Genomic DNA, 13,500 nt, shown 5'->3' on the forward strand with positions numbered 1-13,500 from the left:
TTTATAATTCTTTAGGCACACAAGTAATTTTTTCTTTTAGTGCCAATATACACTCTCTTTGATCGTTTAAACTTTCTAAAACCAATTGATTAGCTCCAGAAGATTTGATCATAAAACTTGTTAAATATCTTCCGTTTCGGTAACAGCCAGAAACTTTTTGTTTATAGTTAGCTTTGGTAAAAGTTCCGTTCAGCAGTAAAGTGTCGCCTCTAACCACATAGGTTCCCTTGGCGTATTCTTTCCAAATGCCGTTATTAAAGCAGCTATCTTCGTAATAATTTACTTTAGAATAAGTTGTTAAATCCACGTAAAACGAATCGCAAGTTATTTTAAATTGGTGTTTGGTGTAATTTAACAATTGATCTGCATTTGCAACACTATCTTGCCTCCAAACACCTTGCAACAAAGCCTCGCCCTTACCTTGTATATTTGGTAAGCGGGTGCATGAAAAGACTAAAGCGGAAAGACTAAAGACTAAAGCAAAGAGAATACTCCTATTAAAAAAAAAATTCATCATTAATTAGCTACAATTTTGTGTTTGCAAATCATCTTTCTGCTTTTGCCTTTCTGCTTTAGTCTCTAGCCTTATTTCAGGCTTCCCACCATATCTTCTGGTTTAACCCAAGCAGTAAATTGCTCGTCGGTTAATAAACCCAATTCTACAGCAGCCTCACGTAAAGTTTTATTTTCTTTGTGTGCTTTTTTAGCAATTTTTGCAGCATTTTCATAACCAACATGCGGATTAAGCGCCGTAACCAACATCAAAGAGTTTTCCATGTGTTGTTTAATCATCGGTTTATTTGGTTCAATACCTTCAGCACACTTGTCATTAAATGAAACACAAGCATCACCAATTAAACGTCCACTTTGTAAAACATTAGCTGCAATAACAGGTTTAAAAACATTAAGTTCAAAATGGCCATTGCTGCCACCAATACCTACAGTTACATCATTACCCATTACTTGTGCACAAACCATCGTCATCGCTTCTGGCTGTGTAGGGTTAACCTTTCCTGGCATAATAGATGAACCTGGCTCATTATCTGGAATAATGATTTCTCCAATTCCAGAACGTGGCCCAGAACTTAACATCCTGATATCGTTAGCCACCTTCATTAACGAAACAGCTACGCGTTTGTAAGCGCCAGACAATTCAACCATTGCATCATGCGCTGCTAAAGCTTCAAATTTATTCGGCGCAGTTACAAAACCTAAACCTGTTAGTTCTGCTATTTTTTTGGCCACCAAAACATCATATCCGGCAGGAGTATTTAAACCCGTACCAACTGCAGTACCACCCAAAGCCAATTCGCTAATCATTACCAAAGCATTTTTAATTGCTCTAATACCATTATCTATTTGCTGTACATAACCAGAAAACTCTTGCCCTAAGGTTAATGGCGTTGCATCCATAAAATGCGTACGACCAGTTTTTACAATATCATTCCAACCTGCAGCTTTTTTAGCCAAAGTATTTCTTAATTTTTCTAATCCTGGTATGGTAATTTCTACCGCTTGTTTATATGCTGCAATATGCATCGCAGTTGGGTAGGTATCATTACTCGATTGAGATTTGTTTACATCATCATTCGGGTGCAAAACTTTTTTGTCATCAGCTAAACTACCACCGTTTAGCACATGTGCTCTATTGGCAATAACCTCATTCGCATTCATGTTACTTTGCGTACCCGAACCTGTTTGCCAAATTACCAACGGAAACTCGCCATCTAATTTACCAGCAATAACTTCATCGCAAGCATTGGCAATTAATTGTGCTTTATCAGATGTTAAAACACCTAATTCGGCATTAGCCAAAGCTGCTGCTTTTTTCAAATAACCAAAAGCATGTATAATTTCTTTCGGCATACTTGCCTCAGGACCAATTTTAAAATTGTTACGCGAACGTTCGGTTTGTGCACCCCAATATTTATCTGCGGGCACCTGAACCTCGCCCATGGTATCGTGTTCTATTCTAAAACTCATGTTGTTATTATTTTTTCCCCAAATTTAACCTTTTTGCCCCTTAAAGGAAATTTATTTAGAAACGTTACATAAACATTAGAAAAACATTGGAAGTAGTTCTTGGCAAGCTTTAGCCCCACTTTCCGCTTTACTTCGGGCAACCAAAGGTTTAGCCCTACGTGTTCGCTACAATTGGGTTTATTTTACAAAGCCAGTAGCTCTTGGCAATTCCAAATACTGCACAAAACTAGGTAACTACTAATCCAAACAAACGCTATGCTGTTTTATGGTTTTAGTTTCGCTATTATTGCCTCAAGTTTGGTGAAAATTAAACTTAACAATATGAAAAAGATAACCTTTATCATTCTCAGCTTAATCCTATCAATTTCTTTAGCAAAAGCTCAAAAAGGAATTAATTATAATCGAATATATGGTGCGGGCGCACAAATGCAAATCTGTGTTGACAGTTTAGCCAAAAACGTACGCAGCACGGTATTTCCGAATTTACCTAATACAACCTTCAATTTCTTACCCGAAGTAAGCAATGTGAGTATTAGAATTAATTTTAGAAAAAACATAAATATTGAAAACTATAGGTTCACTATTTTGGTTGATGACGAACCAACTGCGCTAAACAAGTCAATCGACTTAACAACACTTAAAGATACTCATGCTGGGGGCGATGAAGAACTATTCAGTTCTACAACATTTGGTGTATTTCCAATAAAAGATAAGATTATTACCATAATATCATATGACATCAAAAAGCCTCAGGATGTTTACAAAACTATTTTTTACGGGAAACCTATTCCAAAAGCTAAAATCCAGGGTTTTGCAAAGCGTTTCAAAACTGATATAGGTGTGGATTACAGCTGGATTAAGGATCCAAAAGAAAAAATTAACCTTATCCTCACTGAAAAAGACAATGAATTAACTTTTGTAAAAAACCTATCTGATATTGATTATCTCTACAATATTTCTATAAAAGATAAAAAAACGAATAAAATAATCTTCAAATCAACTACATGGGAATATGGTAACGTCATAAGTGAAGATCATAAGGCTCTGCCTTATATAAAAGTCGATAGAAATATTTTCAAAAAGTCTGGTGAGTACGAAATTATTATTCAGCCATCAATTGACTGGAATAAATGCATTGAATGCGATTTTTCGCCAAAAGAAATAGAAAAATATACTACCAAACACACGCTATCTATCACATTAGATGAAGAAGACTACAGCAAAAAAGATTTAATCCTTATTGTGTTAATCGCATCTGCAGTTTTTGGAGCTATCGCTGGTGCATGTATAACCTATATCAAAAAGAAGGAAGCTAAAAAACTTGCTCAACAATTTAAAGAGAAGGAAATTGCAAAGCTCCAACTCAGCTCTATTAGATCGCAACTAAACCCACATTTCCTATTTAACGCCTTGTCCGGCATCCAAAATTTAATGAACAAAAACGAAACAGAAAATGCCAATAAATATCTTTCCAAATTTGCTCGATTAACACGTAATGTGCTCGATGATAAGGAACTGATTAGTTTATCGCAAGAAAAAACTTTGTTGGACGACTATTTACAAATGGAACAATTGCGTTTTGGATTTAAATATGAAATCAACCACTCAGAAAACTTAGATTTAAACAATATAGAGGTCCCAAGTATGCTGTTGCAGCCTTTTGCAGAAAATGCGGTAAAACACGGTATCGCTCAAAAACCCGACAATGGTAAAATCATCATCATATTTAACAAAAAAGAAAATGATCTGGTTATAACTGTTAGCGATAATGGTAATGGTTTTGACACAACAATAAAGCATAACGGACTTGGATTAGCTTTAAGCCAAAACCGAATTAATTTGTTAAATAGTGTTTATAAAGAAAATCACTTTAATTTAGCTATACAATCAAACTCAAACGGTACTACAATATGTTTAATATTAACCGATTGGCTGTAATATAAATGAGGGTAATTTTAATAGACGACGAAATTTCTAACCTAGAAAACTTGCAGACATTGCTTACAAAGCATTGTCCGCAAGTTGCTATCATTAGTACAGCGCAAAATGTAAATGATGGGGTTGAAACCATTGAAAAACATTTGCCAGATTTGGTTTTCCTAGATATTCAGATCGGTAAACAAACTGGTTTTGATGTGTTAAAAAGACTTTCTAAACAAAACTTCGAGGTAATTTTTGTAACCGCTTATGATCATTATGGCATACAGGCAGTAAAATTTGCAGCATTAGATTATTTACTTAAACCAATAGACATTGAAGAGTTAAAATATGCGGTAGCTAAGGCCGAACAGAAAATGCTTACTCAAAATCAATCATCTCGACTCGATTTTTTATTGCAACAAATTAAAAAACCAGATCCCGCCAATGTTAAAATTGCGTTACCCATGCAAAATGAAATAAGGTATATTGCTTTAAATGAAATTGTACGCTGCGAAGCTGATAATACTTACACTTTTTTCTTTTTAGTAAATGATGAAAAGGTGTTAATCTCTAAATCATTAAAAGAATACGCTGATTTATTAAAACCTAATGGGTTTTTAAGAACACATCAAAGCCATCTGGTAAATCCATTATTTGTTAAAAGTTGGCTAAAGGAAGATGGTGGTATTTTGCTATTAACTTCAGGAGAAAAAATACCCATTTCAAAACCTAATAAAGAAACAGTTAAACAGGCGCTACAAGGAATTTAGTTTAGAAATGTAATAGAATTGATAACTAAATCAACAATGTTTAAAACTCTTTTGCGTTTAAAAAAGCAATAATCCTTAATTTGCCAACTTTTTAAACCTGTATATCTATCTACATGAAGTTTCGTCTACTATTTACTGCATTTGCTTTAACCATTATATCACTCTCATCTTGTACATCAAAAGAAGAAAAAGTTAAACAGGCTGCTGCCGATAAAAAAGTCAGAGTAAAAGAAGATGATAAATCAGATAGTTTGCTCTTGGTTTACAATCCCAAAAAAGAAGATAAATGGATTGCCGACTTTGCAGAAAATTTGCACCGGAAATATGGTTTTAATGGCAACATTTTAGTAGCTAAAAAAGGTAAAATTCTATATCAGGGTGCCAAAGGTTGGGCTGACTATTTACATCGCGATAGCTTAAAAATTAATTCTGAATTTGAGTTGGCCTCCATCACTAAAACATTTACTGGTGTTGCCATTATGCAATTGGTAGAAGCTGGCAAATTAAGTTTAAACGATAATGTTAAAAAGTTCTTTCCAAACTTTCCATACGATGGCATTACGGTAAAACTCCTTTTATCCCACAGAAGTGGAATGATGAATTATGTTTACTTTATAGATGAAATTTGGCGCAAGGAAAAGAAGGATATGAAAAAGGGGATTTCAAATCAGGAAGTTATGCAAGTTATTGCAGATAAAAAACCTAATCCTTATGCCAAACCAGATAACAGATTTCATTACAACAACTCTAACTACATGGTTTTAGGCGGCATTATTGAAAAAGTTTCTGGCAAACGTTACTCGCAGTACATGATGGAAAATGTTTTCAAACCAGCAGGGATGAAAAACACACATGTTTATTCTAAAGCCGAATACGAAAAAATTCCTGTTGATGTGGTTGGTCATGACCGTAACAATTTTAAATACTCTGTAGCACAAAACTTTTTAGATGGCCCTGTTGGCGATAAAGGAATTTACAGCACTATACACGATTTGGTGTTGTTTGACAAATATCTTAAAAGTGAAAGATTGCTTACCAATAAAAGTTTAGATTCTGCCTACGTTGGCAGAAATAAACCTGTTAATGGTCACTTTAACTATGGCTACGGCTGGAGAATGTTTGATGGAAAAGGCATGGATAAAGTAGTGTACCATACAGGTTGGTGGCATGGTTTCCGCCATATTTACATCCGCGATTTAGATAAAGATATTGTAGTAATTTTCTTGGGCAACAAAACCAACGGAAGTTTAATGCAATTAGATGAGTTGTATAAATATCTGAAGATGCCAATCATCCGTAAAGGTGCTTATAGTGGCGCAGGCAGTTTGCCAGGAAGTGATGAGGATTAACCCCAAACCCATAAAGGGGCTCTAAGTTATCATCCTATTCTTTAAAAAAGAAACGATAATTATTTCTTCAGACAAAAGCCATTTTAGGGTTTGGGGTTTAAGAAATCTTATCAAAAGCGATTGCTCTTGCTTTTTTATTCAAGTAATTTTTAAGTAGAATATTTTCTGGCAATTCTAACATCGGGTCTTTTTCAAAAATTTCTATAACCGTATTTCTTGCTTCTTGCAGAATAATCTGATCTTTAGCCAAATTAGCCATTTTCAATTCTAAAACACCACTTTGTTGTGTACCGGTAATATCACCAGGACCACGCAATTGTAAGTCAATTTCAGAAATTTCGAAACCGTTATTTGTTTTAACCATCGTTTCCAAACGGAGCTTTGAATTTTGTCCGAGTTTGTTACCAGACATTAAAATACAATAGGATTGTTCTGCACCTCTACCAACTCTGCCGCGTAATTGATGCAATTGTGAAAGTCCAAATCGCTCTGCGTTTTCAATAATCATTACAGAAGCATTTGGAACGTTTACGCCTACTTCAATTACCGTTGTAGCCACCATAATTTGGCTTTTGCCGTCAATAAATTGCTGCATTTCAAATTGTTTATCAGCGTTTGGCATCTGACCATGAACAATGCTTATTTGAAATTTCGGGAAAGGAAACTCTAATCGCATTTGCTCTACCCCAGCTTCGAGGTGCAAAAGATCTAACTTTTCACTTTCACGTATCAAGGGATAAACAATATAAACTTGTCTACCTTTAGCAATCTCTTGTTTCATAAAACCAAACATTCGTAAACGCTGGCTCTCGTACAAGTGCAAAGTTTCAATCGGTTTTCTGCCCACAGGCAATTCATCTATAACAGATACATCTAAATCACCATATAACGTCATAGCTAACGTTCGTGGAATTGGTGTAGCCGTCATCACCAATATATGCGGTGGAATTACATTTTTACGCCAAAGTTTAGCTCTTTGCTCTACTCCAAAACGATGCTGCTCATCAATTACAACTAAGCCTAAATTTTTAAACTTCACTTTGTCCTCTATCAAAGCATGTGTACCAACTAAAATATCAATCTCTCCGCTCTCTAACTGTTGATGCAGAATTGTTCTTTGTTTTTTTGTTGTATTTCCCGTCAGGATCCCAACATTAACCAATTCTCCTTTAAGCAAATCTACTAGCGATTGGTAGTGCTGACGAGCAAGAATTTCGGTAGGAGCCATCATACAAGCTTGATAACCGTTGTCATTAGCTAACAGCATGCTCATTAATGCCACTACAGTTTTACCACTCCCTACATCGCCTTGTATTAAGCGATTCATTTGGCTTCCCCTTTGGGTGTCTAATCTAATCTCTTTAATTACCCGCTTTTGCGCATTTGTTAGGGCAAAAGGCAGCATTGTATTGTAAAAGGTATTAATTCTCTCACCTACAGTATTAAAAACTGCGCCCTTAAATTTTAAACTTCTTATTTGTTTATTATGCAGTAGCTGAAGTTGGATAAAAAACAACTCTTCGAATTTTAGTCTCCGTTCTGCATGCTGCAACATGGTAGTGTTTGCCGGAAAGTGAACGTGAATTAAAGCGTCTTTTCTGCTAACGAGTTTATACTTTTCTAGAATGTAACTTGTTAAAGTTTCTCTAACTTCGTTAATATGTAACTCAATAATATGATGAATTAACTTTTGGATACCTTTACTATCCAAAAATCCTTTCTTCATCTTCTCGCTAGTGTGGTAAATAGGCTGCAGGGTTAAGTTACCTGTTATGCCAGTTTGTCTGGGATAATTTTCTAAATCAGGATGTGAGATACTAAAACTACTGCCAAATAAGGCTGGTTTGCCAAAGGCGATGTAAGTACTTCCTCTCATCACATTTTCTTCAACCCACTTTAAACTTTGAAACCAAACTAGGTCCATGGTTCCTGTTTCGTCAGCAAATTTCGCAACAATTCGTTTCTTTTGCTTTTCGCCAACTACTTCTTTACTTAAAATTTTTCCTACCACCTGTACCAATGGCATCTCCGGGTTGAGCTCATTTATTTTATAGAAACGAGTTCTATCAATATATCTAAAAGGATAATGATTTAAAAGTTGCTCATAGGTAGAAATACCCAACTCTTTTTGCAAGAGCTCGGCTCGTTTAGGGCCAACGCCCTTTAGGTAAACAAGTGGTGTTTCTAAATTAGTGGCAAACAAAGCGAAATTATTTTCTTTTAAAATTAAAGATATCTTTTATCAAGTACCAATTAAATAAGAAAACAGCAAATAAGAGTAATAAGTATGCTAATAATTGATTAAAGCTTATTTGTTCGTTAAAGTAAAGTACAGCAATTGCAAAAGCTATAATTGGGTTCAGGTAAATGATAATTCCTAAGGTTGATGAAGGAATGCCAATTAACGAATACAAGCTTAAAAACAGTGGTATTAGTGTAAATGCAATAGCTATAATTATAATGTGGCTCCAAAACCATATCCCTTCTGGAAATGCCTCATGATGATATAAATAAAAAGGCATCATTAAAACTACGGCCAAAGCTATTTGTACAGCTAAAACATTCAACTTATCTAAATATTGCATTTTACGTTGTATAATTAAGTAAAATGCATAAAGTGCTGCAATGCCAACAGACCATATAACTTCTATAAAAGATCCAGTAGCTAGTAAAACAATGCTAAGTAAGGCAATACTTAAAGCAATTAACTTAATTCTAGACAAATCTTCCTTAAGAATTAGGAAGCCGCCAAAGGCTGTTATTAAAGGGCATACCATGTAAGCAAATGCAGCAGATTTTAAGCTCACATTGTTTACTGCATAAATAAAAGTATACCAGTTTAATGTAAGTAATACAGATGCTCCAACAATCTGCCAAACAATAATTCTCCTTTGTTTTAAATTAACGGATTTGAAGTATTGCAAATCCTGTCTTAAATATTTGCGTCTAAATAATAATATAGCTATCCATATTACAAGTAATGAAGTAAAAATGCGATAGTATAAAATTTCTTCTGAAGGGAATGCTTTTAAATTTCTAAGGGGAATTGAAAAAAATCCCCAAATGGCAACCGACAAAAATGCGGCTAATAAATACTTCGATTTGGATCTCAAAAGAATTTAAGCTTTAAATGCTGTAATAGAAATCTCTACATTAACACCTTTAGGTAAACCTTTAACCGCAACTGTTTCACGAGCAGGAAATTCTGTTTCGAAGTATGAGCCATAAATTTCATTTACTTCAGCAAATAAATTCATGTCAGATAAAAAAATAGTGGTTTTAACAATATGAGCAAATTCATAGTCAGCCTCTATTAGAACTGCTTTTATATTTCGCATTACCTGATGAGTTTCTTCAGCAATTGAGCCTATATTTAACTCTCCGTTTTCTGGATTGATTGCTATTTGACCAGAAGCGAATAAAAATCCGCCAGCTGACACAGCTTGACTATATGGCCCAATTGGAGCCGGAGCATTTGATGTGTTGATGATTGTTTTCATTATCTTTTTAATATAAACCAGTGAATTAATTTGTACACAACACCACCAATAAATAATAAAATAGCTAACGCATTAATGAAATGCATGGCTTTAAGATTAAAATTAGATGGTCGATTAGGATCTTTCTTTCTAAAAAAGTACATATGCAAATGTAGGTATAAAAAAAAAGTCCTAACCAAATGGTTAGGACTTTTTTTATCGAACTAAGAAAGATTAGTTTCTTGAAGTTTCAACACGACGATTTTGGATACGACCTTCTTCAGTATCGTTAGAAGCAATTGGATTTGCTTCACCATAACCTCTTGCAGTTACTTGACTAGCGTTAACGCCAGAGTTCACCAAGTAAGTTTTAACAGAATTAGCTCTGTCTTTAGATAACTTCATGTTGTATGCAGCAGTACCTTCGCTAGAAGCGTAACCTTTTGTAGTTACTTTACCACCGTTTTCACGCAATACTGAAGATAATTTATCTAAAGTTGGATATGATTCAGTTTTTAAAACTGAAGAGTTAAATTCAAATTGGATAGTTTCGAAACCAGTTACATTAGATGCAGTTTCAGTTGGAGCAGTTACAGGAGCTGGAACAGGAAGTGGACAACCAGAACCATCAACTTTAGTACCAGCAGGAGTACCAGCACATTTGTCGAATTGATCAGCAACACCGTCACCATCAGTATCTTTTTTCAAATCTTCAACAGATTTTTCTACGTTAGATACACGGTTTTTCAATGCTTCAACTTCTTGACGTAATGTAGGATCTTTTAATTCATCATACATCATAGCTACTGGGTTAACCCAATCCAAGTTTGGTTTAGCTTTCGAACCTAAAGAGAATTCTAAACCAGCAGAACCGTAAGAGAATTTATCTTTAGTAGTTGCGTTAGCATAAACACCATCTAAGTTATCACCATCAACAAAGTTCATTGTATAAGCTAAGTTAAAAGCAACACGGTCAGATACTTTGAATTTAATACCAGCACCTACAGGGATGTAAGCTTGTTTGATATAATCATTATCACCATTGTCACCAAATCTACCTTTGTTATCAATAGTAGTTCCAGCAGCAGTAACAACTTTAGGATTAAAGGCCATTAAACCATAACCAGCGCTAACGAAGAAGTTAACAGAGTTCTCACGACGTAAGAAATCGATAGTTCCAACATTAACAACACCTCTTAAATCAGCAGCATATTGAATGTCAGTTTCAAATTCTCTAACACCATTAGCAACACCACCAGGATAATCTTTGTTAGTTCCAGAAATTTTACCACGTGTAATGTTACCTTCCAAACCGAAATCAGGGCTTAATTGTTTACGTAATGAAATTCCGTAACCTAAATTAACATCATAGTTAGAGAAATCATTAGTACCACCGATAGCGATAACTGGAGATAAAACACCACCATTAACACCTAATGACCATGTTCTGTACTGAGCTCTTCCGCCGAATACTTTCGCAGAAGAAGTGGTTGCAGGAGCATCTTGAGCGCTAGCAAGAGAGGTAACTCCCATTACTGCTACAAGAGATGCAACAACACCCTTTTTTAAAGTAGAATAATTCATAATTTTCTTTTTTAAGGTTAAACAAATATTAATTGTATAATTTTTTGTAAGACAAAATTAAACAAATTTTTATAATCTCAAAACACATACACAAACTCCGTTCCAAACTTTAGTTTAAACGCACAAATTATTATATTTGATTAATTGACTTTAACTAAAGATAGCTAAAAATATGAAATACAAGCAAATAAACAATTTACTTTTTATACAGAACCGATTAAATTTTATTAAGGAGCTTAAAACTAATGCAATAGCTATATTTAATTCTAATGATGAGTTCCCTCGTAGTGGAGACCAAAACTTTCTTTTCAAGCAAAATGCAGATTTATTCTATCTATCTGGCATAGATCAAGAACAATCCGTTCTTTTACTTTATCCAGAGTGTCCTAATCCACTATACAGAGAAGTCCTATTTTTAAGACAGACAAATGAATTCATTAAAGTTTGGGAGGGGCATAAATATACAAAAGAGCAAGCAAGACACACATCAGGCATACAAACTGTATACTGGCTTGAAGATTTTGACAATATTTTTCATAGTATAATCAATTATGCTGATCATATATATCTTAACTTAAACGAAAATGACCGGTATGCTCATACAGTTAGTTATAGAGATTTAAGATTTGTCAATCAATTACAGGAAAAATACCCGCTACATCAGTATGAAAGGTCTGCTCCAATATTGCGGAATTTGAGGGCGATTAAATCAGAAATTGAGGTAGAACTTACCCAAAAGGCTTGTAATATTACAAAAGATGCATTTATTAGAGTCTTAAAATTCGTTAAACCTGGCATTTCAGAATATGAGATTGAAGCAGAAATTATTCATGAGTTTATAAAGCAAAGAGCAACTGGACATGGATACACCCCAATTATAGCTTCAGGAAACAACGCTAACATTTTGCATTACAATGATAATAATCAAATTTGCAATGATGGTGATCTAATTTTGATGGACTTTGGAGCAGAGTACGCAAACTATAATGCAGATTTAACTAGAACTATTCCTGCGAATGGTAAGTTTAGCAATCGACAAAAAGATGTTTACAATGCTGTATTAAATGTGCTAAACGAGGCTAAAAAATTAATGGTGGCAGGGGCGATTTGGAATACGTATCATGAACAAGTTGGAGAAATTATGACTGAAGAATTAATTAAGCTCAAGTTAATTACAAGCAATGATGTAAAAAATCAAAATCCCAACTTCCCTGCTTATAAAAAATATTTTATGCATGGCACATCTCATCACTTAGGTATAGATGTACATGATTTTGCAGGAAGATATACACCTTTTGCAGAAGGGAATATTTTAACTTGTGAGCCAGGTATTTACATTCCAGAAGAAGGTTTTGGTGTTAGATTAGAGAATGATATTTTAATTACTAAAAATGGAAGTATTGATTTAATGTCCGAAATTCCAATTATTGCAGATGAAATTGAAGAGCTTATGAATGCTTAAGCCAATTGTCTACAAATTTGTAAATATTAAATTTTGAACTCTTTATAGCTTCGTCAACAGCCTGACGAAGCTTTTTTTGATCTATACTTTTCATTTGATGAAACTGTATTAATCTTATAGCTTTCTCCGCCATTAAAAAATTCTTTCTTTGGTTTAAACTATCAGGCGCTTGAGCAATCCATTTGCATAACAAAGGTATTCCCTCATTTTTTTCAGCAACTGTTTTAAACACAGGTATAACTTCACTTTGCTGATGAACCATTTTTTTTAGATTATTTGCAAAAGTATCGGCACCATCTCTATCTGCTTTATTTACTACAAAAGCTTGTGCAATTTCCATCAAACCCGATTTGATATTCTGAATCTCATCACCCGATTCGGGAACTAAAACAACCAAAGTTTTGTCTGCCAAACCCGCTATCTCAACTTCAGATTGACCAACACCAACTGTTTCTACAATAATCAAATCGAAATTTGAGGCTTTTAAAACATCGATCATTTCTAATGTTTTTACTGAAACACCTCCTAACGCCCCACGGGTAGCCACAGATCTGATATAAACATTTGGATTATTAAATTGCTGAGACATCCTAATTCTATCTCCCAATAAAGAACCAAAGTTAAACGGAGAGGTTGGATCAACTGCCAAAATGGCTACCTTTTTATTATTTGCGGTATAATGATTGGTAATTTGATTAACCAACGTACTTTTACCAGCTCCGGGAGGACCAGTTATTCCCAAAACAGAAATATTTTTGATTTCCAAATCCTGTAACAAACTTAAAGCAGGTTCAATTTCATTTTCTACAAGAGTTAAAACCCTTGCTAAAATGCGAAAATCACCTTCTTTTATGCCATTAATAAGTTTCTGGTAGTCATTCATCACCACAAATAAACATAATTTTATCTTTAACTAACAATGTGATTTTGATTTAAATGGCGTTGTAATATTT

Annotated in this window: 12 protein-coding genes; 4 read left to right on the forward strand and 8 right to left on the reverse strand. The window is 34.3% G+C overall.

Annotated elements, in window-relative coordinates; all coding sequences use genetic code 11:
• Position 1: 1 nt before the first annotated feature.
• A complete protein-coding gene (locus tag AC07XU_RS04125; protein ID WP_494942353.1) occupies positions 2-517 on the reverse strand; it encodes a fumarate hydratase in 516 nt (171 codons plus the stop codon).
• Positions 518-585: 68 nt separating this feature from the next.
• Positions 586-1,983, reverse strand: a complete 1,398-nt coding sequence (gene fumC / locus AC07XU_RS04130) for a class II fumarate hydratase (protein ID WP_494942354.1) — start codon at positions 1,981-1,983, stop codon at positions 586-588.
• 321 nt (positions 1,984-2,304) lie between these two features.
• Between fumC and AC07XU_RS04135 the strand changes: the two genes are divergently transcribed.
• The 3 genes from AC07XU_RS04135 to AC07XU_RS04145 all read left to right on the forward strand — a co-directional run bounded on the left by AC07XU_RS04135 (position 2,305) and on the right by AC07XU_RS04145 (position 6,022).
• Positions 2,305-3,921: a sensor histidine kinase gene (locus AC07XU_RS04135; protein WP_494942355.1), complete on the forward strand. Its 1,617-nt coding sequence runs from the start codon at positions 2,305-2,307 to the stop codon at positions 3,919-3,921.
• A 5-nt stretch (positions 3,922-3,926) separates the two neighbouring features.
• On the forward strand, positions 3,927-4,673 hold the full coding sequence (locus tag AC07XU_RS04140; RefSeq protein WP_494942356.1) for a LytR/AlgR family response regulator transcription factor: 747 nt from the start codon (positions 3,927-3,929) through the stop codon (positions 4,671-4,673).
• 113 nt (positions 4,674-4,786) lie between these two features.
• A complete protein-coding gene (locus tag AC07XU_RS04145; protein WP_494942357.1) occupies positions 4,787-6,022 on the forward strand; it encodes a serine hydrolase domain-containing protein in 1,236 nt (411 codons plus the stop codon).
• Between the two features lie 97 nt (positions 6,023-6,119).
• On the opposite strand, the gene recG is transcribed toward AC07XU_RS04145, so the two are convergent.
• The 5 genes from recG to AC07XU_RS04170 all read right to left on the reverse strand — a co-directional run bounded on the left by recG (position 6,120) and on the right by AC07XU_RS04170 (position 11,085).
• The gene (gene recG / locus AC07XU_RS04150; RefSeq protein ID WP_494942358.1) at positions 6,120-8,225 is read right to left on the reverse strand and encodes an ATP-dependent DNA helicase RecG; all 2,106 of its coding nucleotides are present in this window, start codon (positions 8,223-8,225) and stop codon (positions 6,120-6,122) included.
• Positions 8,226-8,232: 7 nt separating this feature from the next.
• Positions 8,233-9,135 carry an EamA family transporter gene (locus tag AC07XU_RS04155; protein WP_494942359.1) on the reverse strand — a complete coding sequence of 301 codons (903 nt, stop codon included), beginning with the start codon at positions 9,133-9,135 and terminating at the stop codon, positions 8,233-8,235.
• 6 nt (positions 9,136-9,141) lie between these two features.
• Positions 9,142-9,522, reverse strand: coding sequence for a RidA family protein (locus tag AC07XU_RS04160; RefSeq protein ID WP_494942360.1), 381 nt, complete (start codon positions 9,520-9,522; stop codon positions 9,142-9,144).
• Entirely contained in the window at positions 9,522-9,665 is a 144-nt protein-coding gene (locus tag AC07XU_RS04165) for a DUF6728 family protein (RefSeq protein WP_494942361.1), read from the reverse strand. Before AC07XU_RS04165 ends, AC07XU_RS04160 begins: the two co-directional genes overlap by 1 nt.
• 70 nt (positions 9,666-9,735) lie before the next feature.
• Positions 9,736-11,085: an OmpA family protein gene (locus tag AC07XU_RS04170; protein ID WP_494942362.1), complete on the reverse strand. Its 1,350-nt coding sequence runs from the start codon at positions 11,083-11,085 to the stop codon at positions 9,736-9,738.
• Between the two features lie 172 nt (positions 11,086-11,257).
• Here AC07XU_RS04170 and AC07XU_RS04175 point away from each other — a divergent pair, with 172 nt between their 5' ends.
• Positions 11,258-12,547 (forward strand): aminopeptidase P family protein, encoded by a 1,290-nt coding sequence (locus AC07XU_RS04175; protein WP_494942363.1) that lies wholly within the window; start codon positions 11,258-11,260, stop codon positions 12,545-12,547.
• On the opposite strand, the gene meaB is transcribed toward AC07XU_RS04175, so the two are convergent.
• The gene (gene meaB, locus AC07XU_RS04180) at positions 12,534-13,430 is read right to left on the reverse strand and encodes a methylmalonyl Co-A mutase-associated GTPase MeaB (RefSeq protein ID WP_494942364.1); all 897 of its coding nucleotides are present in this window, start codon (positions 13,428-13,430) and stop codon (positions 12,534-12,536) included. The genes AC07XU_RS04175 and meaB overlap by 14 nt on opposite strands.
• Positions 13,431-13,500: the final 70 nt, after the last annotated feature.

The organism is Pedobacter sp. GW456-11-11-14-TSB4 (genome assembly GCF_059424425.1).